Genomic DNA, 21,329 nt, shown 5'->3' on the forward strand with positions numbered 1-21,329 from the left:
GGTGTCTCCTCGCAAAGATCGGGGACTTCTTACCGGAAAGGCGTGGAAGTTCAATGCCGCGCGGCGCGTCGGGGGCTACTTGCGGAAGGTATCCAGCTGAACGACCTCGGCGGGGCGGTGATCCTTCTTCTCGCCGTCGCGCTTGAGCTCTTCCTTGCCGTTGTCGCGCAACGGCAGCGGGTCGGGCGGCAGGTCGTCGTCGTCATCCTCGTCGTCGATCTGTTCCTGCGTCTCGAAGCGCAGGCCGAATTCGACCGAGGGGTCCACAAAGGTCTGGATCGCGTCGTAGGGGATGTACATCCGTTCCGGCGCATCGCCGAAGTTCAGCGTCACGGCAAAGCCGTCGTCGCCGACATCGAGGTTCTCGAACCAGTGCTGCATCACCACGGTCATCTCTTCGGGATACCGTTCCTTGAGCCAGTCGGCCAGCTCGGACTCGGGGTGGGTGGTATCGAAGGTGATGAAGAAATGGTGGTTGCCCGGCAGGCCATTGGCAGCGACATCGCTCAGCACCTGCTGGATCAGTCCCCGCATCGCGCGGTGCATCAGCCTGCCATAGTCGATGGTTCCCGGCATCACGTCCTCACTTGCTCGTGGCCTGAGCATAGGGGATTCGAATGAAAACAAAAGATGCCCCAAGCAGAATCCGGGCCGCGGGTCATCCTGCCGCGGCGTGAAGCCCCAATCCCGCCAGTGCCATGAGCGGCAGTGCGGTCAGAAGGCCAAGCCGCAGGCCCCAGAGCAGCACTGCGCCAAGCGCGATCAGGCCGATGGCGCCGGGGTCGATGCTGGCCCAGTCGGGACGCGGCGGGGTGCGGCTGTCGTCGACGCTGGCAAAGACCACGTGCATCGCGAACCAGACCGAGAGGTCCGCGATCACCCCGGTGACGGCGGCGGTGATGGCCGACAGCGCCCCGGCAAGGCGCGGCGCGGCCAGCAGCCGTTCGAGATGCGGCGCAAAGGCAAAGATCCACAGGAAGCAGGGCACGAAGGTCATCCAGAGCGTCAGCGCGCCCGCGATGAGCGCGAGGCCCGTGCCCCCCGCCTTGGCACCCGCCACCATCGCGGTGAACTGAGTGACGAGGATCAGCGGCCCGGGCGTGGTCTCCGCAAGGCCCAGGGCGTCGATCATCTCGTCCGGGGTCAGCCAGCCGTGGGTGTCGACGACGGCCTGCGTCATGTAGCCCAGCACCGCGTAGGCCCCGCCGAAGGTCACCACCGCGAGCTTGGCGAAGAAGAGCGCCATTTCGGTCAGGAAGGCGTTGCCGGCCAGCCAGACCGCGGCGAGGGGCAGCATCCAGAGCACGACCCAGATCGCCACGGTGCCGAGCGTGGCCGACAGCGGCACGGGCGCGCGGGCCGGGGCCGGTTCGGGCGGGCTGGCCGGACCGATCAGGGCGCCGATGACGGCGGCGGCCAGGATGATCAGGGGAAAGGGCGTGTCGAAGAGGAAGATCGCTGCAAAGGCCGCCACCGCGATGGCCACGTCGGCACCCCGGTGCAGCGCCTTCTTGCGCAGCTTCAGTAGGGCCTGCACCACGATCACCACGACGAGCGCCTGGATCCCGTCGAACGCGGCCGCGACCTGGGGCACGTCGCCCCAGGCGACATAGGCCAGCGCCAGCGCCGCGATCACCAGCGCCCCGGGCAGGACAAAGAGCAGCCCGGCCATCAGCCCGATCCGGGTACCGCCCAGCTTCCAGCCCGACCAGGTGGCCAACTGCATCGCCTCGGGCCCCGGCAGGAGCATGGTGAAGGACAGCGCGCCGAGGAACTGCTTCTCGGTCAGCCAGGGCCGCTCCTCGACCAGTTCGCGGTGCATCACGGCGATCTGCGCCGCCGGGCCGCCGAAGCTGAAGATGCCGATGCGCCCGAAGACGCGGAAGAGGTCGGACACTGTGGGCGTGCTCATGCCGCGCGCCCCGCGGGCCAGTCGTGGCCTTCGCCCTGTCCGTCGCGGGCCCAGCGGTAGAGTGCGTCGTAAAGCGGCAGGCCGGCGGCCAGCTGGTCCAGGTCGTCCCGGTACTGCCGCGACAGCCCGACCGACAGCGCCAGCAGGCCCGCGGCCTCGGGGGCGAGGTCGTGGCGGTTGGTATCGGCCCCGCGCACCACCCGCGCCAGGGTGTCGAGCGCCGGGCCATGCAGGTCGAAGACGTCGAGCATGGTGTCGAAGGTGCAGTGCGGGCCGCGGTGGCTGAACGCCACGTCCTCGATGTCGAACGGCGTCGCGCCGAACCGTTCGGCCACCGCCGGCACCTCGGACGGGGCGACGAAGAGGAAGCGGGCGGCGGGATCGACGAAGCGGCGGATCAGCCAGGGGCAGGCAATGCGGTCGATCTTGGGCCGGTGGCGCGTGACCCAGAGCGTGGCACCGCCGACCGGGGCGGGCAGGGCCGCGTGCGGGATGCGCGGCGCGCCGTCGAGTGCGCGCCACCCGACCATGCCTTCGGCCAGGTGTTCTGCCGCCACGCCTTCGCACCTGAGCATAGCCGCCGCGCCCTGGCTGAGTTTCAGGCCCTTCTGGCAGTAGACGACGCAGCGCGTTCCGCGCAGGCGGGGCACGAGATCGAGCACCCGGTCGTGCGGGATGCGGATCGCACCGGGGATCACGTGCGGGTCGGCGGCAAAATCGGCCTCGGTCACGACGTCGATGAGCGCGGGCGCATCGGGCGTGCCGATCAGGCGCAGCAACTGGGCGGGGGTGATTTCAGTCGGGGCAGGCATGGGGCATGTCTCCTGTTTCAAGGCAAACATGCGAACCTTGGGCCTGAGCCTCACGGGGCGTTCGCGTCGGTCCCCACGCGGCGGACCATGCGGATTCCGGACGCGCCCGTCAAGGGGCGTCAGCAGGTTGGAAAGGCAGGGAAAGTGCAGGCTTCTGTTGCCAGGTGCCTGCGAACCCCGCCTTACGCTGCTAGGCGCAAGGGCTTAAAGTTCGGTCTTTCGGACTGCTTACGCAGCCAGAGCAACCGGAGCACGATTGTTGTTGGCAATTATGCTTAGCGAACCGATAACGGTGGTATCTCACCGGGACAAAGCTAACACCTTTAGACGTTCGTCGATCCTGTTTCGGCCCCATGATCCCCCAACAAAGGATTTTGGTGGAGCCGCCGGGTACCGCCCCCGGGTCCGATCCGCTTATTACGAGCGCGTTTATGTCCATAGTCGGTTGCCCGACAGGGTTCATATAGGGTGCTTGGTTCGGGAATTCAAAGGCTTTCGCGCGTGCCGATCGCCAGCAGGTCCTTGGCCTCCTCGCGATCGCGCCGGGCGCGGAAGGCGGCGGGGCGCGGCAGCCAGGGATAGTCCTCGTCCGCGGTGGTCGCACCCCAGTAGAGATCGCCGCCGAACCGCCAGGGGTCGAGGACGATGCCGTCGTAAAGCCCGTCGCCCCTGGCCGAGACGATGACCGTGGAATGTTCGATCCGGGCGGTGTCGGCATTGGCGATGGCGCGGTGAAGGTCGAGGGTCTGGAACCCCTCGGCAGCCAGCCGGTCCTCCATGTCCTCGGCCCAGTGCTTGCAGAGCCCGCGCGGCTTCAGCCCCATGTTGACCTTGGTGTTGTGCACCAGCGGGCTGTCCGCGACCTCGTATTCGGCGCGCAGCTGCAGCGGGTAGGTCAGGGCGATCCGGGCGGCGCGGGCCGCTTCCTCGGGGTCGACATCGGGAGAGAGCGCGGCGATCTCGGCGGCCAGCGGCGCAACCTCGCGCAGGGCGGCGTCGCGGGTGTAGTCGTGGTCCGCGCCCAAGCAGGCCGCGAGGGACACGAGGGCTGTGAGGGCAAGCGTCAGTCGTGCGAACAAGGCGGTCGGTCCCGGCGGCAAGGGTGGCGGAGCGGCAGAGTGACCGCTCCGGCCGCGGGGTTCAAGGCGCGATCACTCGTCCTTGACCAGCCAGTCGTTCGCCGCGCCGATCTTGTCGTTGTCGAACACCTCGACCGGCATCGGCAGCATCCACGAGACGGCGTGGATCGACCCGCTGAGCCAGTTGCTGTCGGTGACCACCGCGATCTTGGCGATGTCCTTCATGTGTTGCATGCCAAGCCGCATGTCGGCCCACATGGCCGAGCCGGAGAAGCCTTCGAACTCGGGCCCGAACCAGTAGAGGATCTTGACCTTGCCATGCGCCTTGATGGCTTCGTCCAGCACCGGGACGAGCCGGGTTTCGTAGTCGCCTTTCGAGATCTCGCCGATGGCCTTGGCCACGACGATGCCGTCGGCCTCGCGCAGTTCCGTTTCGATCATGGTTTCGTCCTTGGAAATGGGATCCGGTTCGGCCATCTAACGCCACGCGGTGACGCAAGGGCAAGGGTGGATGCGCCCCGAGGCGGAAGACCGCGCAGCGTGCTCGTCCCGCGCGTGCAGGGCGGACAGGCGAAGGGGCGGCCCGATGAGCCGCCCCTTGCCGTGATTTTCCAGTGGGTTAGTCGGCGAGCTTCACCAGCGCGTGGCGCTTTTTCCCAGCCGACAGCTTGACCGTGCCGGCCAGCGTGCCCGCGTCGATCATCAGGCCGGCGTCGGTCAGCGGCGCGTCGTCGAGCCGGGCGCCGTTGTCGACGATCAGGCGCTTGGCCTCCTTGCCGGTCTTGGCCAGGCCGGAGCGGACGATCAGCTGCACGACCGAGATGCCGTCGCCGACCTCGGCCGCCGTCAGCTCAAGCGTCGGAAGGTCGTCGCCCACGCCGCCCTTCTCGAACACCTCGCGGGCCGTCGCCTCGGCCGCGGTGGCCGCGTCGGCGCCGTGCAGCAGCGTCGTGACCGCGTTGGCGAGGATGATCTTGGCCGCGTTGACCTCGGACCCGCCGAGCGCGCCGAGGCGGTCGCACTCGTCGACCGGCAGCTCTGTGTAGAGCTTGAGGAACCGGCCCACGTCGGCGTCGGTGGTGTTGCGCCAGAACTGCCAGAACTCGTAGGGCGACTTCATGTCGGCGTTGAGCCAGACGGCGCCATCTGCGGTCTTGCCCATCTTCTTGCCGTCCGAGGTCGTCAGCAGCGGCGTGGTCAGGCCATAGATCTCGTGATCCAGCACCCGGCGCGTGAGGTCGATGCCGTTGACGATGTTGCCCCACTGGTCCGAGCCGCCGAACTGCACGAGGCAGCCGTAGCGGCGGTTCAGCTCGAGGAAGTCGTAGGCCTGCAGGATCATGTAGTTGAATTCGAGGAACGACAGCGACTGCTCGCGGTCGAGGCGCGATTTCACGCTTTCGAACGACAGCATCCGGTTGACCGAGAAGTGCCGCCCGATATCCCGCAGGAATTCCAGGTAGTTGAGCTTGTCCAGCCATTCGTCGTTGTTGAGCATCAGCGCGCGGTTCGGCGCGTCGCTGTCGTAGTCGATGTAGGCCGCAAAGACCTGCCTGATCCCGGCGATGTTGTCGTCGATCTGCGCGGGCGTCAGCAGCGGCCGTTCGTCGGCGCGGAACGACGGATCGCCCACCTTGGTGGTGCCGCCGCCCATCAGGGTGATCGGCTGGTGGCCGGTCTTCTGCAGCCAGCGCAGCATCATGATCTGGATCAGCGACCCGACATGCAGCGATTTCGCCGTCGCGTCGAAGCCGATATAGCCCGGAACGACTCCTGCCAGCAGGGCTTCGTCGAAGCCCTGGTAGTCGGTGCAGTCGGCGATGAAGCCGCGGTCCCGCATGACGGTCAGGAAGTCGGATTTGGGCGTGTAGGTCATGGCTCTTGTCCGGGGTGTTGTTGCGCGGCAGTGTATAGGGCGCGGGCAGGGGAAGGAAAAGGGCATGTTGAAGCCCAAGGGCAAGCAGCAGGCGCCGGTCAGGGCGCTCGGGACGATGTCGGGGACATCGCTCGACGGTGTCGACGCCGCGGTGGTCGAGACCGATGGCGAGACGATCTTTGGCTTCGGCGAAAGCGGTTACCGGGAATACTCCGCCGGGGAGCGTGCGGTGCTGCGGGCGGGGCTGGGCAGATGGCCGGGAGAAGAGGGCGTCGCCGCGGCGACCGAGGTCGTGCAGGCTGCGCATCTCGACATCATGTCCGGCTTTGAAGATATTGAAATCGCAGGCTTCCATGGTCAGACCCTCGCGCATGAACCGCGCGGGCGCGGCACCCACCAGGTGGGCGACGGCGCAGCGCTGGCGCGGGCGCTTGGGGTGCCGGTGGTCTGGGATTTCCGCAGCACCGACGTCCGTCTGGGCGGTGAGGGCGCGCCGCTGGCGCCGTTCTTCCACTTTGCCTGCGCGCGCTGGATCGGCGCGGAAAAACCGTTGTGTTTCCTGAACCTGGGCGGCGTTGGTAATGTAACCTATGTCGATCCGTCCAAGGCCACGCCCGAGGCGGAGGGCGCGCTGTTGGCGTTTGACACCGGTCCGGCGAACGCGCCGATCAACGACCTGATGCAGGAACGGCGGGGGCAACCCTATGACCGGGACGGCGCGCTGGCCGCGGGGGGCGAAGTCGTGGCGGGGGCGCTGGAGCTTTTCCTAGACGATCCCTATTTCTCAAGAATGCCGCCCAAGTCTCTGGACCGGAACGCTTTTGCAGAGATGGTCACGCTGGTGCGCGAGCTGGGCGATGCGGATGCGGCGGCGACGTTGACGGGCATGTCGGCGGCGGCGGTGCTGCGCGGGATGGAGCATTGCCCGCGACCGCCGGAACGGCTGCTGGTCACCGGCGGCGGGCGGAAGAACCCGGTGCTGATGGAGATGATGGCCGTCGCGCTCGACTGTCCGGTGGTGCCGGTGGAGGACGTGGGCCTCGACGGCGACATGCTGGAGGCGCAGGCCTTTGCGCACCTGGCGGTGCGGGTGGCGCGGGGGATGGCGACGTCCTGTCCGTCGACCACGGGGGTGCGGATGGCGGTTGGCGGCGGTGAGATCTCGCGCGGCTGGCGGGTGGTCGGCGAGGCGCGTTAAGGCACCGAACGCCACGTCGGTATCGCGTCGGTATCACGTCGGTATTGCGTCGGTGTTTTCCGGGCGCGTCCCGGGGGCGTTCATGGAGATATTTTCAGAGTTCTAGAAATATCGCTTGATCCGTGGCTTCATTTCGATAAGCCTAGAAACATGAAAACGACTCAGACAGACATCGATCCCGATTTCGACCTGGTGAAGGCGGCCTCGACCTTTGCCGCGCTCGGCTCGGAACAGCGGCTGCGCGTGCTCAGGACGCTGGTGCGTGCCGGGCCCGAGGGGCTTTCGATCGGCGAACTTGGCGGGCGGACCGGCGTGACCGGATCGACCCTGACACATCACATGAAGATCCTCGCGCAGGCGGGCCTTGTCGTGCAGCGGAAGGAAGGGCGCAGCATCATCTGCGCCGCCGTCGCCTACGAGGAACTGCGCGTTCTCTCGAATTTCCTGCTGCGCGAATGCTGCGCGGACATCGGATGCATCCTGCCGGAAGGGCACGACCATGACTGATCTCAGCACATCCCCCGGCGGCGGGTTCGGCCGCAGGGCCCGCGATCTCTGGAGCCGGACCGACGGGGCGCTGGCCACGATGGTGCTGGTCCTGCTGGCGCTGGTGGTGTTCGACCCGGACCAGCTGGGCGACACCATCCGCTTTGCGCTCGACGCGCTGATCCGGACCGCGCCGATCATCTTCTTCGCGGTGCTGGCGGTCGGTTACATGAAGGCCAGCGGGGCGGAAACGCTGCTGTCCAAGGCCTTTACCGGGCGCGAGGGGCACATGATCGTCATGGCGGCGCTGCTTGGCGGGCTGTCGCCGTTCTGTTCCTGCCAGGTGATCCCCTTCGTCGCGGCGATGCTGGCGCTCGGCGTGCCGCTGGCGCCGGTGATGGCGTTCTGGCTGGCCTCGCCGCTGATGGACCCGGGCATGTTCATCGTGACGGCCGGGACGCTGGGGATGCCCTTTGCCATCGGCAAGACGTTGGCGGCGGTCGGGCTGGGCCTGTTCGGCGGCGCGGTGACCATGATGGCGAAACGCAGCCCGGTCTTTGCCGACCCGCTGCGCGAGAAGCCGCAGGTCGGCGGCTGCTGCGGGGTCAAGAAACCCTACCAGGGGGAGCCGGTCTGGAAATTCTGGACCGAGGCACCCCGGCGCGAGACCTTCCGCACGTCGGTGATGGAAAACGCGGTCTTCCTGCTGAAATGGCTGGCGCTGGCCTACGTGCTGGAAAGCCTGATGCTGACCTATGTCCCGGCCGACTGGATCGCCGGCGTGCTGGGCGGCGACGGCGCGATGCCGATCCTGCTGGGCGCGCTGGTCGGGATGCCGGCCTACCTGAACGGCTATGCGGCCGTGCCGCTGGTCGGCGGGCTGATGGAGCAGGGCATGGCGCCCGGTGCGGCGATGTCGTTTGTCATCGCGGGCGGGGTCAGCTGCATCCCGGCGGCGGTGGCGGTCTGGGCGCTGGTGAAGCCGCGGGTCTTCGCGGCCTACCTCGGGCTGGCGGTGTCCGGCGCGGTGATGGCCGGGGTCCTGTGGCAGGTCGTGGCGGGCTGACGCCGCAGGCCTTCCATTCCGGGCGACGGGCGCGGCGACGCGCCCGTTTCGCGCTTGCTCAGGCCGAGCAGGATGCGCCGCCGAGGACGCAGAACTTGGCGCAGTGCGGGTGGTTGAGGGCGACGGGGCGGGCAGCGTCGGCCAGCGTCTCGCCCAGCTCGAACGCATCGTCGTAGGCCAGCAGGGTGCAGGCCAGCACGGCCGGACGCGGGGCGCCCTTGCGGTGCACCAGCATCCGGGACGAGGCGCACATCACGTCCGAGGGCGACTTGTGCAGGATGCCCCAGCAGGCGGTGGTGATCTCGGGCACTTCGACGGCCAGGTCCATCTCGGGGAAGATCACGGTTTCGGCGGGGTTGGCGGCGTCGATGCGAAAGCCTTCGCGGTCGAAGAGCGCGGCAAAGGCGGCGCGGGTGTCGGCCTCTGACTCCTCCGTCAGGGAACGGCCGGCGACGTGGCAGGGAATGCCCGCGTCGCGGATCCAGCGCATCCCCTCGAGCGTGATGTCGTAGGTGCCGGCGCCGCGTTCGGCATCGTGCACCGCCCGCCGGGGGTGGTCGAGCGAGACGCGGAGCGTCAGGCGGCCGGGGTGCTCGGCATGGAGCGCGGTCAGCGCCCGGCGCACCGAGGGGCGCATCATCGGGCGCATGGCGTTGGTCAGGATCAGCACCCGGTGCCCGGCAGCCAGCGCCATGCCCGCCATCTGAGCCATCTCGGGGTTCATGAAAGGCTCGCCCCCGGTGAACCCGATCTCTTCGACCGGCAGGGCGTCGCGCCGGATCTCGTCGAGATAGCGGGCCAGGTCGGCGGCGCGGAAGTAGGCCAGCGCGTCGTTCTGCGGCGAACTTTCGATGTAGCAGTTTGCACATTCGATGTTGCAGAGCGTGCCGGTGTTGACCCAGAGCGTGCGCAGCGCGTCGAGCGCCACGGTCGCGCGTGCGCTGCCGTCCGCCGTGATCGCTGGGTCGATGAACTTGCCCTTGTTGGCGGGGCTGCCCGTCATATCCTTCATGGTGAAAGCATGGACAGCAGGCTCTTGTCCTGCAATGGTTTCCGCGATGCTGCACGGCGTTGTGATGGGCGGAAATCCGGGGTAGGGTCCGCGCATGTGAGCGCTAACATGAGCGCGAAAGCGGGTAATGGAGCCTTTGCGATGGTCTCGCGAGTCATTCCGGTCGATCCCTTCGATCTCGTCATCTTCGGCGGCACGGGGGACCTCGCCCGCCGCAAGATCCTGCCGGCGCTGTTCCGGCGGTTCTGCGCCGGGCAGATGGAGGAGAATTCGCGCGTGATCGGCGCGGCGCGGGCCGAGATGGACGATGCCGGCTACCGCGAGTTCGTGCGCGAGGCGATCGCGGAGTTCAACACCGGCGGCCAGTGCGAACGCGGCACGGTGGACGGGTTCCTGGAGCGCATCGGTTATGTGACCGTCGACGCCATGGGCGAGGACGGCTGGGACGAGCTGGGCGGCCGGATGCGCGGGCGCGAGGTGGTGCAGGCCTTCTACTTCTCGGTCGGGCCGAGCCTGTTCGGTGCGCTGGCCGAGCGGCTGCACAAGCACGGCATGGCGGGCAAGGGCACGCGGATCGTGGTTGAGAAGCCCTTCGGCCGCGACGAGGCCTCGGCCCGGGCGCTGAACGCCACGCTGGCCGAGCATTTCGACGAGAGCCAGATCTACCGGATCGACCATTACCTGGGCAAGGAGACGGTGCAGAACCTGATGGCGGTCCGCTTCGGCAATATGCTGTTCGAGCCGCTGTGGAATTCGCAATACGTCGACCACATCCAGATCACCGTGGCCGAGACCGTGGGCGTCGGCGGGCGGGGGAGTACTACGACAAGTCCGGCGCGATGCGCGACATGATGCAGAACCACCTGATGCAGCTGCTGTGCCTGATCGCGATGGAGCCGCCGGCCAAGTTCGACCCCGACGCGGTGCGCGACGAGAAGCTCAAGGTGATCCGCGCGCTGGAACCGGTGGAGCCCGAGGACATCGTGCGCGGGCAGTACGCGGGAGGGGTGGACGGGCAGCCCGATTACCGCACCCAGGTCGAGAACCCGGGATCGAACACCGAGAGCTTCGTGGCGCTGAAGGCGCGGATTTCTAACTGGAGATGGGCGGGCACGCCGTTCTACCTGCGCACCGGCAAGCGGCTGCGGGCCAAGGTGAGCGAGATCGCGGTGGTCTTCAAGGAAACGCCGCATTCGATCTTTACCGAGGACGCGGGCCGGCATCGCAACATCCTGACCATCCGGCTGCAGCCGAACGAGGGGATGGACCTGGGCGTGACGATCAAGGAACCGGGACCGGGGGGCATGCGTCTTGTCGACGTGCCGCTCGACATGACCTTTGCCGACGCGCTCGGGCCGGATGCGGAGGATGTGCCGGATGCCTACGAACGCCTCATCATGGACGTGATCCGTGGCAACCAGACGCTGTTCATGCGCGGTGACGAGGTGGTCGCGGCCTGGGCCTGGACCGATCCGATGATCGCGGGCTGGGAAGGGCGCGGGGACGAGCCGCAGCTTTACGACAGCGGGTCCTCCGGCCCCGAGGATTCGCTGGCCCTGCTGCACCGGGACGGGCGGCGATGGAGGGACATCCGGGTATGAACTTCAGGGATTATCCCGACCGGGAGCTTCTGGCGCTCGACCTCTGCGACACGCTGGCGAGCGAACTGGGCGCGGCGCTCAGGCGGAAGGAGCGGGTGCTCTTTGCGGTGCCGGGCGGCACCTCGCCGGGGCCGATCTTTGACGCGCTGACGGCGGTGCGGCTGGACTGGGACCGGGTCGACGTGGTGCTGACCGACGAACGCTGGGTGCCCGAAAGCTCGCCCCGGTCGAACACGCGGCTGGTCAAGGAACGGCTGTTGCAGGGCCATGCGCAGGGCGCAACCTTCCTGCCGCTGGTCGCCGCGACCGAGACCCCGGAAGAGGCGCTTGAAGGCCTGGCCGAGGCGCTGCGCCCGAAGCTGCCGATCGACGTCCTGGTGCTGGGGATGGGAACGGACACGCATATCGCGTCGCTCTTTCCCGGGGCGGACCGGCTGGCCGAGGCGCTGGAGGGCAAGGCGCCCGAGCTGATGGCGATGCGCGCCCCCGGCGTCGAGGAGCCGCGCATCACCATGACCGCGCCGGTGCTGCGCGGGGCGATGTCGACGCACCTTGTCATCATGGGGCAGGAAAAGCGCGCGGCGCTCGAGAACGCCCAGGGCTGTAAGCCGATCGACGCGCCGGTGGCCGTGGTCCTTGACGAAGCGACCGTTCACTGGGCGGAATAGGCCCGCACCGCACATCCCTTTTTCGCACGACGCATTCAACCAACGGAGTGAACCCATGTGGGACGACCTGGCACGCGCCGGTGACAAGGCCGAGGGGCGGCACATCCTGGACCTGTTCGAGACGCCCGGCCGGGCCGAGGAGTTTTCGGTCGAGGTCGACGGGATGCTGTTCGACTATTCCAAGACCAACATCGACGCCGAGACCCGCGCGGCGCTGATCGCGCTGGCCGAGACGGCGGGCGTGGCCGCGCGGCGCGAGGCGATGTTCGGCGGGGCGAAGATCAACGAGACCGAGGGCCGCGCGGTGCTGCACACGGCGCTGCGCAACCTAGACGGCGGGCCGGTCGAGGTGGACGGCAAGGACGTGATGCCGGGCGTGCTGGCGACGCTGCAGCGGATGGAGGCCTTTGCCGAGGCGGTGCGCAGCGGCGATTATGCCGGCTTGGGCGGGCGGATCACCGACGTGGTCAACATCGGCATCGGCGGGTCGGACTTGGGCCCGGTGATGGCGGTGCAGGCGCTGGCGCCCTATTGCGACGGGCCGCGCTGCCATTTCGTGTCGAACGTCGACGGCGCGCATATCCACGACACGCTCAAGGGCCTCGACCCGGCGACGACGCTGGTGATCGTGGCGTCCAAGACATTCACCACAATCGAGACGATGACCAACGCGGAAACCGCCCGGCGCTGGATGGCGCAGGTGGTGCGCGATCCGGGCACGCAGTTCGCGGCGCTGTCCTCGAACCTCGATGCGACCTCGGACTGGGGGATCGACGGGGCGCGCGTCTTTGGCTTCGAGGACTGGGTCGGCGGGCGCTACTCGGTCTGGGGACCGATCGGGCTGGCGCTGATGCTGGCGGTCGGGCCGCTGGATTTCCGCGCCTTCCTGCGCGGCGGGCAGGCGATGGACCGGCATTTCCGCGAGGCGCCGTTTGGGCAGAACCTGCCGGTGCTGCTGGCGCTGACCGGCATCTGGCACAACCAGGTGATGGGCTACCCGACCCGTGCCGTGCTGCCCTATGAACAGCGGCTGCTGCGGCTGCCGGCCTACCTTCAGCAGCTCGAGATGGAGAGCAACGGCAAGCATGTCGCGATGGACGGCGGCATGCTCGACGTGCCGTCGGGCCCGGTGGTCTGGGGCGAGCCGGGGACCAACGGGCAGCATGCCTTTTACCAGCTGATCCACCAGGGCACCCAGGTGGTGCCCTGCGAATTCCTTGTCGGCGCCGAGGGGCACGAGCCCGACCTGGCGCACCAGCACCGGCTGCTGGTCGCCAACTGCCTGGCCCAGTCCGAGGCGCTGCTGCGCGGGCGGTCGCTGGACGAGGCGCGGGCGCGGATGGCCGACAAGGGGCTGAGCGGCGACGAACTGGAGCGGCAGGCGCGGCACCGGGTGTTCCCCGGCAACCGGCCCAGCGTGACGCTGGCCTATCCCAGGCTGACGCCCGAGATGCTGGGGAGGATCGTGGCGCTCTATGAGCACCGGGTGTTCGTGGAGGGTGTGATCCTCGGCATCAACTCTTACGACCAGTGGGGCGTGGAGCTGGGCAAGGAGCTGGCGCTGGCGCTCGACCCGGTGCTGCAGGGCCGCGAGGGGACCGAGGGCAAGGACGCCTCCACCGCCGGGCTGGTGACCTACATGAGAGGCCATGGGCTGGGCTGATGGAGCGTTCCGCGACCAGCGTTTGCGGGGCGACTTGGCCGCGGAACGAGGCCCCGCCGAGGGATGCTGGCGAGACCCGTTGTTAGTCACGGACCTCCGATGGGTAAGTTTCAGCGCAGCATGAATTTTTTCTGCAGAGCGGCATCATGGGCATAACCTTGCCCGTGCCGCCCGTCGGACGGTGCGGAAACCCGCCCCGGCGGCGCGTGGCGCAGGGGGCCACGGCTCAACGTATGGTGGAGCGTGGGGGTGGCCGGGCAGGGGATCGTGACCCCGCCCGGCACGGGATCAGGCGGCGGCGCGGGCCTTGCGGCGGCGCAGCGCGGCGACGGCCCCGGCGCCCCCCAGCAGCAGCAGGCCGCTGGCGGGCAGCGGCACCTCGGCCGGGGCACCGGGCCAGGCGATCGGCGTGCCTTCCCAGTTGGTGACATAGGGCACGCCGTCGTAGAGCTGCACCTCGACGATGCCGGTGTTGTGCAGGCCGTTGGTCAGCGCAAAGACGAGGTCGACGTTCGCGGCGAAGCTCGGCATGGTCCAGCCGATGGAGCCGCCGTGCCCGACGATCAGGATCACGCCGTCCTCGTCCGCGTGGTCGGCCGCGATCTGGTTGTAGGCCGGCACGACACGGGCGTTCAGATCGTCGAGCGATTCCGAGCCGGGGCTGGACGGGATGGCGGCGGCGGTGTTCCCGGCGAGCCACTGGCCGAACATGGCGTTGATCTCGTCGTAGTCGAGGACCCCGGTGCCGAAATCCCATTCCTTGATCGCGTCGACGGCGGTCGGTGTCAGCCCGAAATGGGCTGCGGTCGGCGCGATGGTCAGCGCGGTCCGCTGGTAGGTGCTGACGTAGATGTCGGTAACATCGTAGCCCTTGAGCGTGTCGACGAGGTCGAGCGCCTGCTGCTCGCCCAGCTCGGTGAGCGGGGGATCCTTCATCTCTTCCGGCGTGGTGGCGGTGCCGGCATTGGCCGTGCTTTCGGCGTGGCGGACGAAAAGGAAGGTCGCGGCGCCGGCGGGCGCTGCCTGGAGCAGCGCCGCGGCGGCCAGGGTGAGTGCGAATCTGTGCATGGTGGTTGTCCCCGAAGATGAAACGGTTCGGGTTCCATGCGCCGGATTTGTTACGGTTTGGCGACAGCGGCGTGACCATTTCGGTGACGTCGCGCCACCCTCGCGGCGGCGGGTCAGCCGCGCGGGATGTCGAAGCCGGGGGCGGCGAGGGTGAAACCCTCGAACCGGAAGGCGGGCGAGACGGTGCAGCCGACCAGCGTCCAGTCGCCGGTGCTGCGGGCCGCCTGCCAGTGCCCCTCGGGCACGATGAGCTGGGGGGCCTGGCCGGCGAAGAGGTCGGGGCCGAGGGTCGCGTCGCGGGCCGGTCCGGCCTCGGCCGCGGCGGTCGACAGGACGATCGGCGCACCGGCGTAGTGATGCCAGATCTCGGTCGCATCGACCCGGTGCCAGTGGCTGCGTTCGCCGGCCCTCAGCAAAAAGTAGATGCAGGTGCCCGCGGGCCGGGCGTCGCCCCTGGCCGGCGCGATCCAGGTCTGGCGGAACCAGCCGCCCTCGGGGTGCGGTTCAAGGGAAAGTTCGGCGATGATCCGGTCGGCGTCCATGGCGTCACGCTAGAGACGGGGCCGCGGGGCGGCAAGCGGCGGATGTGTGTTCCGTTCCGGCAAGTTCCCGCCGGTCGTGGAACAATACGCCGCAGGAGGGGTTGGGCGGCCGTACCAACAAACGACACGAACAGGAGTGTGTTATGAAGACCCGTTTCCTTCTGGCCCTTGGCTTGTCCGGATCGCTGCTGGCCGCCTGCGGCAACACCGGCATGTACGGCAACAACCCCAACGCCAACACCGTGGCCGGTGCCGCCGGTGGGGCCGCAGCCGGCCTGATCGCCGCCGAGGTCCTGGAAGCCAACGACAACTGGCGCCTGATCGCGGCGCTTGGCGGCGCGGCCGCCGGCACCATGGTCGCGCAGAACGCGCAGACCCAGCAATGCGCCTATTCGCGCGGCGACGGCACCTACTACACCGCACCCTGTTCCTGAGCAGGCTGACCGAAAGGTCGGACGCGTCGACGCCCTGCCGGGTTCGCCCCGGCAGGGCGTTTTGCGTTGCGCGACCGCGGCGCTTGCGGGTCATCCCTTCCGGACGGCAGCGAACAGCGTCCCATCCTCCGAATTCGTGCCTTGCCCCTGCGTCAAGGGGCGATAGTCTGGCCGCGGGGAAATGCCGGAGGGGGCATGTTGAGGGCATTCGGAAACGGCCTCTGGCTCGTCGAGGGGCCGGTGGTCGATGGCGCGGCGGGCTTCCGCTATCCGACACGGATGGCGATCCTGCGCGGCGCGGAGGAGGGGCTGGCGATCTGGTCGCCGGTGGCGATCACGCCGGAGCTGCGGGCCGAAGTCACGGCGCTTGGCCCGGTGCGGCAGATCGTGGCGCCGAACGCGCTGCATCATCTCTATCTCAAGGACTGGGCCAGCGCCTTTCCCGCCGCCGAGGTGCTGGCGGCGCCGCGGTTGGTGGCCAAGCGGTTCGACATCCGGTTCGACGGCGAACTGCCGCAGGACGCGCCCGCCGCCTGGGGCGGGCGGATCGAGACGGTGCTCTGTCCCAACCGGATCGCGCCCGAGGTCGTGTTCTACCACGCCGAGAGCCGCGCGGTGCTGGTGTCCGACCTGCTGCAGCGGCTGCCGAAGGGGTGGTTCACCGGCTGGCGCGGCTGGGTGGCGCGGATGGACCGGATGACCGAGGCCGAGCCGACCGTGCCGCGCAAGTTCCGGATGGCCACGAACGACAGGGCCGCGGCGCGTGCGGCCGTGGCCCGGATGATCGGCTGGGCACCGGAGCGGCTGGTGATCGCCCACGGCGCGCCGGTGGAGGCGGGCGCAACCGAGGTGCTGCGCCGCGCCTTCGGCTGGCTCAGCCCCTGAGGATCGAGCGGCCGGCGTATTCCGCCGTCTCGCCCAGCATTTCCTCGATGCGGATCAGCTGGTTGTATTTCGCCATCCGGTCCGAGCGCGAGAGCGAGCCGGTCTTGATCTGGCCGCAGTTGGTGGCGACGGCGAGGTCGGCGATGGTCGCATCCTCGGTCTCGCCCGAGCGGTGGCTCATCACGTTGGTGTAGCGGGCGCGGTGCGCCATGTCGACGGCGCGCAGCGTCTCGGTCAACGATCCGATCTGGTTCACCTTGACCAGCATGGAGTTCGCGACGCCCTTGGAAATCCCCTCGGCCAAGCGGGCCGGGTTGGTCACGAAGAGGTCGTCACCCACCAGCTGCACCTTGTCGCCGAGCCGCTCGGTCAGGAGCTTCCAGCCGTCCCAGTCATCCTCGGCGCAGCCGTCCTCGATCGAGATGATCGGGTAGGCGGCGCAGAGGCCTGCCAGGAACTCGACGTTCTCGGCGGCCGAGAGTTTCTTGCCCTCGCCCTTCATGTCGTAGACGCCGTCCCTGAAATACTCGGTCGAGGCGCAGTCGAGCGCGAGATGGATGTCGTCGCCGGGCTTGTAGCCCGCCTTTTCGATGGCCTTCAGGATGAAGTCGAGCGCATCGGTGGTGGACGACAGGTTCGGGGCAAAGCCGCCCTCGTCGCCGACGGCGGTGTTGTGACCGGCGGCGTGCAGTTCCTTCTTGAGGGTGTGGAACACCTCGGAGCCCATCCGGATCGCGTCGGCGCAGGTCTCGGCCGAGACCGGCATGATCATGAATTCCTGGATGTCGATCGGGTTGTCGGCATGTTCGCCGCCGTTGATGATGTTCATCATCGGCACCGGCAGGACCCGGGCCGAGGTGCCGCCGACATAGCGGTAGAGCGGCTGGGTGGTGAACTCGGCCGCGGCCTTGGCGACCGCCAGCGACACGCCGAGGATGGCGTTGGCGCCGAGCCGTCCCTTGTTCTCGGTGCCGTCAAGCTCGATCATCGCCTCGTCGATGGCGACCTGCTCGGTCGCGTCGAAGCCGACCAGGGTCTCGGCGATCTCGCCGTTGACGTTGTCGACCGCCTGCAGCACGCCCTTGCCGAGATAGCGGCTCTTGTCGCCGTCGCGCAATTCGACCGCCTCGTAGGCGCCGGTCGAGGCGCCCGAGGGCACCGCCGCGCGGCCCATGGTGCCATCCTCGAGCAGGATGTCGACCTCGACCGTGGGGTTGCCGCGGCTGTCGAGGATCTCGCGCGCGTGGATGTCGATGATGGTGCTCATGGGCGTGTCCCTTCGCCGGAAAATCTGTGCTTGCACGGGCTTGTAAGCGCCCCGTGTGACAAGGAAAAGGCCCCGTCGGGACGTTTGCGCAAACAGGCGGGCGGAAGAGGGGGGCGCTGCCCCCGTCGCGGCAGGCCGCGACTCCCCGGAGTTTTTCGGGCAAGATGAAGGTGGGACGGTTGCTCTTCATCTTGCCCGAAAAACTCCCGCCGGAGGCATCCGCGCAGCGGATCACTTGTGCAAGGCCGGGTCTGCAGGCGGCGGGCAGGACTTACAATCGCCGTTCAAAGCCAATAGCGCTGAGAGGCACAGCGCAGAGGGACGGGCATGAGCGATTTCGCCAAGGGTATCCTGCTGATGGTGGTGGCCATGTTCGGGCTGGCGCTGTCGGACATGTTCGTCAAGCTTGCCTCGGCCAGCCTGCCGCCGGCGCAGCTGATCCTGATGGTGGGGGGCGGCACCTCGGTCGTCTACGCGGTGGTGGCGATCGCGCTGCGGATGCCGCTCTTCTCGCCCCTGTTCTTCAAGCCGCTGATCCTGCTCAGGACCTGCGCCGAGGCGATGGTCGGTGTCGCGGGCATGACGGCGCTGTCGCTGGTGCCGCTGTCGACGGTGACGGCGATCACCCAGTGCACCCCGCTGCTGGTCACGCTGGGCGCGGCGGTGTTCCTGAAGGAGCATGTCGGCTGGCGGCGCTGGCTGGCGATCGGGGTCGGCATGATCGCGATGCTGATGATCGTGCGGCCGGGCGGGCAGGGGTTCGAGGCGCCGGTGCTGCTGGCGGTGGTGGCGGCCGTGGGCCTCGCGGTGCGGGACCTGGCGACGCGGGCCGCGCCGCAGCACATCCCGTCGCTGGTGCTGGCGGCCTGGGGATTTTCCGGCGCGGTGGTGGCGGGGCTGGTGCTGCTGCCCTTCGGCCCGCCGCCGCAGATGCCCACGGGCAGCGTCTGGGCCTACGTGGTCTGCGGCGTGGCGGTGACGGCGCTTGGCTACTACGCGCTGACCGCATCGGTCCGGATCGGCGACATCTCGGTCGTGGCGCCGTTCCGCTATGCGCGGCTGGTGTTCGCGATGATCATCGCGGTGGTGGTGCTGCACGAACGCCCCGACGCCTGGACCATCGCCGGATCGGTCCTGATCGTGGCGAGCGGGCTCTACACCTTCCTGCGCGAGCGCAAGGTCGCCCGCGCGATGGTCAACGTCGCGGGCGCGGGCCCAGTCGGGCGCGCCTGAGGCTTTACCTGCCGGGCCGGTTCTGGAAGGCTGCGGGGACATGCGGGCCGGAGAGGCGACCATGTCCGACACCACCACGGCGCTGAAACCCAGGGCAAAGGTCGCGACCGAGCGGCCGAAGCTCTGGAAGGTGATCCTGCTGAACGACGATTTCACCCCGCGCGAGTTCGTCGTCGGCGTGCTGATGGGGGTGTTCCGGATGACCGAGTCCGAGGCGCTTGGCGTGATGCTGACCGCGCACCGGCGCGGGGCCTGCGTGGTCGCCGTCTTCACCAAGGAGGTGGCCGAGGAAAAATGCGCGCAGGGCAACGAGGCCGGGCGGCAGGCGGGCTATCCGCTGGCCTTCACCACCGAGCGGGAGGAATAGGCCGCGGTCAGCCCTTGCGCTTGACCCCGTAGAGTTCGAGCTTGTGGCCCTTGAGGTCGTAGCCCAGCTTTTCCGCGATGCGCAGCTGGAGCTTCTCGATCTCGGGGTCGACGAATTCGATCACGCGGCCGGTCTCGAGGTCGATCAGGTGGTCGTGGTGATCGCGCTCGGCGTCCTCGTAGCGGGCGCGGCCGTCGCCGAAATCGACCTTTTCGAGGATCCCCGCCTCTTCGAAGAGTTTCACCGTCCGGTAGACCGTGGCGAGCGAGATGCGCGGGTCCTGGGCGTTGGCGCGGGCGTGCAGTTCCTCGACATCCGGGTGGTCGCGGGCCGTGTCGAGCACCCCGGCGATGACGCGCCGCTGCTCGGTCAGGCGCAGGCCCTGGGCCTCGCAACGGGAAAGGATGCTTTCACGGTGGGCCATGCGCGCTCCGGGATCTCTGTCAGGGTCCCCTTTTTGCAGAGAGAGGACCGGCGTGGCAAGCGGTTTGGGGCGGCGGCGAAACGGCAAAGCGCCGCGGCGGGGCGCGGCGCTCGTGCTGTCAGGCGGCGGGGGTCATTCCCACTCGATCGTGCCCGGGGGCTTCGAGGTGATGTCGTAGGTGCAGCGGTTGATGCCCTTGACCTCGTTGATGATCCGGGTGGCGGTTTCGCCGAGGAACTCGTGGGTGAAGGGGTAGTAGTCCGCCGTCATGCCGTCCACGCTCGTCACCGCGCGCAGGGCGCAGGCGTAGTCGTAGGTGCGGCCGTCGCCCATCACGCCCACGGTGCGGACCGGCAGGATCGCCACGAAGGCCTGCCAGATCTCGTCATAGAGGCCGTGCTTGCGGATCTGGTCGATGTAGACCGCGTCGGCCTTGCGCAGGATCTCGAGCTTTTCGCGGGTGATCTCGCCCGGGCAGCGGATGGCGAGGCCCGGCCCCGGGAAGGGGTGGCGGCCGATGAACGAGGCGGGCAGGCCCAGTTCGGTGCCGAGCGCGCGGACCTCGTCCTTGAAGAGCTCGCGCAGCGGTTCGACCAGTTTCAGGCCCATCTTCTCGGGCAGGCCGCCGACGTTGTGGTGCGACTTGATCGTCACCGAGGGGCCGCCGGAGAAGGAGACCGATTCAATCACGTCCGGGTAGAGCGTGCCCTGGGCCAGGAACGAGGCGCCGTCGATCTGGTCGGCGTATTTCTGGAAGACGTCGATGAAGAGCTTGCCGATGGTCTTGCGCTTGGTCTCGGGGTCCGAGACGCCTTCGAGCGCGCCGAGGAAGAGCTCCTGCTCCTGCGCGTGGATGACGCGCAGGTTCATGTGGTCGCGGAACATGGTGACCACTTCCTCGGCCTCGTTGAGGCGGAGCAGGCCATGGTCGACGAAGACGCAGGTCAGGTTCTCGCCGATCGCCTCGTGGATCAGGGCCGCGGCGACCGAGCTGTCGACGCCGCCGGAGAGGCCGCAGATGACCTTGGCGTCGCCCACCTGCTGGCGGATCTTCTCGACCATCTCCTCGCGGTAGGCGGACATCGTCCAGTCGCCCGAGAAGCCCGCGAGCTTGACGAAGTTCTCGTAGAGCGTCTTGCCGTTCGGGGTGTGATGCACCTCGGGGTGGAACTGCACGGCGTAGAAGCGGCGGTCGAGGTCGGCGGTGATCGCGAAGGGCGCGCCGGGCGAGGTGCCGTAGACGGTGAAGCCGGGGGCGAGTTCGCTGACGTGGTCGCCATGGCTCATCCAGGCCTGTTCGCGGCCCGAGCCGTCGAGGAACCAGCCGGTCAGCAGGTCGGTGCGGTCGTCCGAGGGCGTGACCCAGGCGCGGCCGAATTCGGCGGTGTGGCTTTCGCCCGCTTCCACCTTGCCGCCGAGGTCCTGCATCATCACCTGCTGGCCGTAGCAGATCCCGAGGATCGGCACGCCGAGGTCGTAGGCCGCTTTCGGCGGACGCGGCGAACCTTCGCGGGTGACGCTGTCGGGGCCGCCGGAGAAGATGATGGCCTTCGGCGCGAAGTCCCTGAGGAAGTCGTCGGTGACGTTCTGGTAGGGATGGATTTCGCAATAGACGTGCAGCTCGCGCAGGCGGCGCGCGATCAGCTGCGTCACCTGGCTGCCGAAGTCGATGATCAGGAGGCGGTCGTGGGTCATGTCGCTCATGTTCGAGCGTTTAGTGAGGCGGCGGGTCGGAG

The 21,329-nt window shown here is 68.3% G+C and carries 21 protein-coding genes, 1 other RNA gene and 1 pseudogene; 10 read left to right on the plus strand and 13 right to left on the minus strand.

What is annotated here, in order from left to right:
- Positions 1 to 75: 75 nt before the first annotated feature.
- From ACE2AC_RS02485 to tyrS, 7 genes are all read right to left on the minus strand, one after another.
- Positions 76 to 576 carry an SspB family protein gene (locus tag ACE2AC_RS02485; protein WP_375690551.1) on the minus strand — a complete coding sequence of 167 codons (501 nt, stop codon included), beginning with the start codon at positions 574 to 576 and terminating at the stop codon, positions 76 to 78.
- Between the two features lie 82 nt (positions 577 to 658).
- Positions 659 to 1,912: a chromate efflux transporter gene (gene chrA / locus ACE2AC_RS02490; protein WP_375690552.1), complete on the minus strand. Its 1,254-nt coding sequence runs from the start codon at positions 1,910 to 1,912 to the stop codon at positions 659 to 661.
- Positions 1,909 to 2,724 (minus strand): chromate resistance protein ChrB domain-containing protein, encoded by an 816-nt coding sequence (locus tag ACE2AC_RS02495; RefSeq protein ID WP_375690553.1) that lies wholly within the window; start codon positions 2,722 to 2,724, stop codon positions 1,909 to 1,911. The genes chrA and ACE2AC_RS02495 overlap by 4 nt, the downstream gene beginning before the upstream one ends.
- A gap of 143 nt (positions 2,725 to 2,867) precedes the next feature.
- Positions 2,868 to 3,217, minus strand: a transfer-messenger RNA (tmRNA) gene (gene ssrA, locus ACE2AC_RS02500).
- Positions 3,210 to 3,749 carry a hypothetical protein gene (locus tag ACE2AC_RS02505; protein ID WP_375690554.1) on the minus strand — a complete coding sequence of 180 codons (540 nt, stop codon included), beginning with the start codon at positions 3,747 to 3,749 and terminating at the stop codon, positions 3,210 to 3,212. Before ACE2AC_RS02505 ends, ssrA begins: the two co-directional genes overlap by 8 nt.
- A gap of 126 nt (positions 3,750 to 3,875) precedes the next feature.
- A complete protein-coding gene (locus ACE2AC_RS02510) occupies positions 3,876 to 4,244 on the minus strand; it encodes an STAS/SEC14 domain-containing protein (RefSeq protein WP_375690555.1) in 369 nt (122 codons plus the stop codon).
- Positions 4,245 to 4,422: 178 nt separating this feature from the next.
- Positions 4,423 to 5,679, minus strand: coding sequence for a tyrosine--tRNA ligase (gene tyrS, locus ACE2AC_RS02515; RefSeq protein ID WP_375690556.1), 1,257 nt, complete (start codon positions 5,677 to 5,679; stop codon positions 4,423 to 4,425).
- 64 nt (positions 5,680 to 5,743) lie between these two features.
- On the opposite strand from tyrS, the gene ACE2AC_RS02520 reads away from it, so the two are divergent.
- The 3 genes from ACE2AC_RS02520 to ACE2AC_RS02530 all read left to right on the plus strand — a co-directional run bounded on the left by ACE2AC_RS02520 (position 5,744) and on the right by ACE2AC_RS02530 (position 8,429).
- Complete coding sequence (locus ACE2AC_RS02520; protein ID WP_375690557.1) at positions 5,744 to 6,877, plus strand: anhydro-N-acetylmuramic acid kinase; 1,134 nt, start codon at positions 5,744 to 5,746, stop codon at positions 6,875 to 6,877.
- A gap of 150 nt (positions 6,878 to 7,027) precedes the next feature.
- The gene (locus ACE2AC_RS02525) at positions 7,028 to 7,384 is read left to right on the plus strand and encodes an ArsR/SmtB family transcription factor (protein WP_375690558.1); all 357 of its coding nucleotides are present in this window, start codon (positions 7,028 to 7,030) and stop codon (positions 7,382 to 7,384) included.
- Complete coding sequence (locus ACE2AC_RS02530) at positions 7,377 to 8,429, plus strand: permease (RefSeq protein ID WP_375690559.1); 1,053 nt, start codon at positions 7,377 to 7,379, stop codon at positions 8,427 to 8,429. Before ACE2AC_RS02525 ends, ACE2AC_RS02530 begins: the two co-directional genes overlap by 8 nt.
- Positions 8,430 to 8,487: 58 nt before the next feature.
- On the opposite strand, the gene ACE2AC_RS02535 is transcribed toward ACE2AC_RS02530, so the two are convergent.
- Complete coding sequence (locus tag ACE2AC_RS02535; RefSeq protein WP_375690560.1) at positions 8,488 to 9,441, minus strand: radical SAM protein; 954 nt, start codon at positions 9,439 to 9,441, stop codon at positions 8,488 to 8,490.
- Between the two features lie 141 nt (positions 9,442 to 9,582).
- On the opposite strand from ACE2AC_RS02535, the pseudogene zwf reads away from it, so the two are divergent.
- From zwf to pgi, 3 genes and pseudogenes are all read left to right on the plus strand, one after another.
- Positions 9,583 to 11,042: pseudogene (gene zwf, locus ACE2AC_RS02540) on the plus strand (glucose-6-phosphate dehydrogenase).
- Positions 11,039 to 11,710 carry a 6-phosphogluconolactonase gene (pgl, locus tag ACE2AC_RS02545; RefSeq protein WP_375690561.1) on the plus strand — a complete coding sequence of 224 codons (672 nt, stop codon included), beginning with the start codon at positions 11,039 to 11,041 and terminating at the stop codon, positions 11,708 to 11,710. The pseudogene zwf and the gene pgl overlap by 4 nt, the downstream one beginning before the upstream one ends.
- 55 nt (positions 11,711 to 11,765) lie before the next feature.
- Entirely contained in the window at positions 11,766 to 13,373 is a 1,608-nt protein-coding gene (pgi, locus tag ACE2AC_RS02550; protein ID WP_375690562.1) for a glucose-6-phosphate isomerase, read from the plus strand.
- Between the two features lie 288 nt (positions 13,374 to 13,661).
- Here pgi and ACE2AC_RS02555 read toward each other — a convergent pair whose 3' ends face one another.
- Together ACE2AC_RS02555 and ACE2AC_RS02560 are read right to left on the minus strand one after the other, a co-directional pair.
- On the minus strand, positions 13,662 to 14,441 hold the full coding sequence (locus tag ACE2AC_RS02555; protein WP_375690563.1) for a histidine phosphatase family protein: 780 nt from the start codon (positions 14,439 to 14,441) through the stop codon (positions 13,662 to 13,664).
- 113 nt (positions 14,442 to 14,554) lie between these two features.
- Positions 14,555 to 14,983: a cupin domain-containing protein gene (locus ACE2AC_RS02560; protein ID WP_375690564.1), complete on the minus strand. Its 429-nt coding sequence runs from the start codon at positions 14,981 to 14,983 to the stop codon at positions 14,555 to 14,557.
- Positions 14,984 to 15,126: 143 nt separating this feature from the next.
- Here ACE2AC_RS02560 and ACE2AC_RS02565 point away from each other — a divergent pair, with 143 nt between their 5' ends.
- Positions 15,127 to 15,417: a glycine zipper 2TM domain-containing protein gene (locus ACE2AC_RS02565; RefSeq protein WP_375690565.1), complete on the plus strand. Its 291-nt coding sequence runs from the start codon at positions 15,127 to 15,129 to the stop codon at positions 15,415 to 15,417.
- A 195-nt stretch (positions 15,418 to 15,612) separates the two neighbouring features.
- Positions 15,613 to 16,302 (plus strand): DUF4336 domain-containing protein, encoded by a 690-nt coding sequence (locus ACE2AC_RS02570; protein WP_375690566.1) that lies wholly within the window; start codon positions 15,613 to 15,615, stop codon positions 16,300 to 16,302.
- Here ACE2AC_RS02570 and eno read toward each other — a convergent pair.
- Positions 16,292 to 17,569: a phosphopyruvate hydratase gene (gene eno / locus ACE2AC_RS02575; protein ID WP_375690567.1), complete on the minus strand. Its 1,278-nt coding sequence runs from the start codon at positions 17,567 to 17,569 to the stop codon at positions 16,292 to 16,294. The two genes, ACE2AC_RS02570 and eno, sit on opposite strands and share 11 nt — an antisense overlap.
- Before the next feature lie 327 nt (positions 17,570 to 17,896).
- On the opposite strand from eno, the gene ACE2AC_RS02580 reads away from it, so the two are divergent.
- Positions 17,897 to 18,802: a DMT family transporter gene (locus ACE2AC_RS02580; protein ID WP_375690568.1), complete on the plus strand. Its 906-nt coding sequence runs from the start codon at positions 17,897 to 17,899 to the stop codon at positions 18,800 to 18,802.
- A gap of 61 nt (positions 18,803 to 18,863) precedes the next feature.
- A complete protein-coding gene (locus ACE2AC_RS02585) occupies positions 18,864 to 19,169 on the plus strand; it encodes an ATP-dependent Clp protease adaptor ClpS (protein ID WP_375690569.1) in 306 nt (101 codons plus the stop codon).
- 7 nt (positions 19,170 to 19,176) lie between these two features.
- Here the strand turns inward: ACE2AC_RS02585 and ACE2AC_RS02590 are convergent, their stop codons facing one another.
- Both ACE2AC_RS02590 and guaA read right to left on the minus strand, forming a co-directional pair.
- Positions 19,177 to 19,593 carry a Fur family transcriptional regulator gene (locus ACE2AC_RS02590; protein WP_375690570.1) on the minus strand — a complete coding sequence of 139 codons (417 nt, stop codon included), beginning with the start codon at positions 19,591 to 19,593 and terminating at the stop codon, positions 19,177 to 19,179.
- A gap of 132 nt (positions 19,594 to 19,725) precedes the next feature.
- Positions 19,726 to 21,297 carry a glutamine-hydrolyzing GMP synthase gene (gene guaA / locus ACE2AC_RS02595; RefSeq protein ID WP_375690571.1) on the minus strand — a complete coding sequence of 524 codons (1,572 nt, stop codon included), beginning with the start codon at positions 21,295 to 21,297 and terminating at the stop codon, positions 19,726 to 19,728.
- Positions 21,298 to 21,329: the final 32 nt, after the last annotated feature.

The organism is Pseudooceanicola sp. LIPI14-2-Ac024, from assembly GCF_042188925.1.
Lineage (GTDB): Bacteria > Pseudomonadota > Alphaproteobacteria > Rhodobacterales > Rhodobacteraceae > Pseudooceanicola.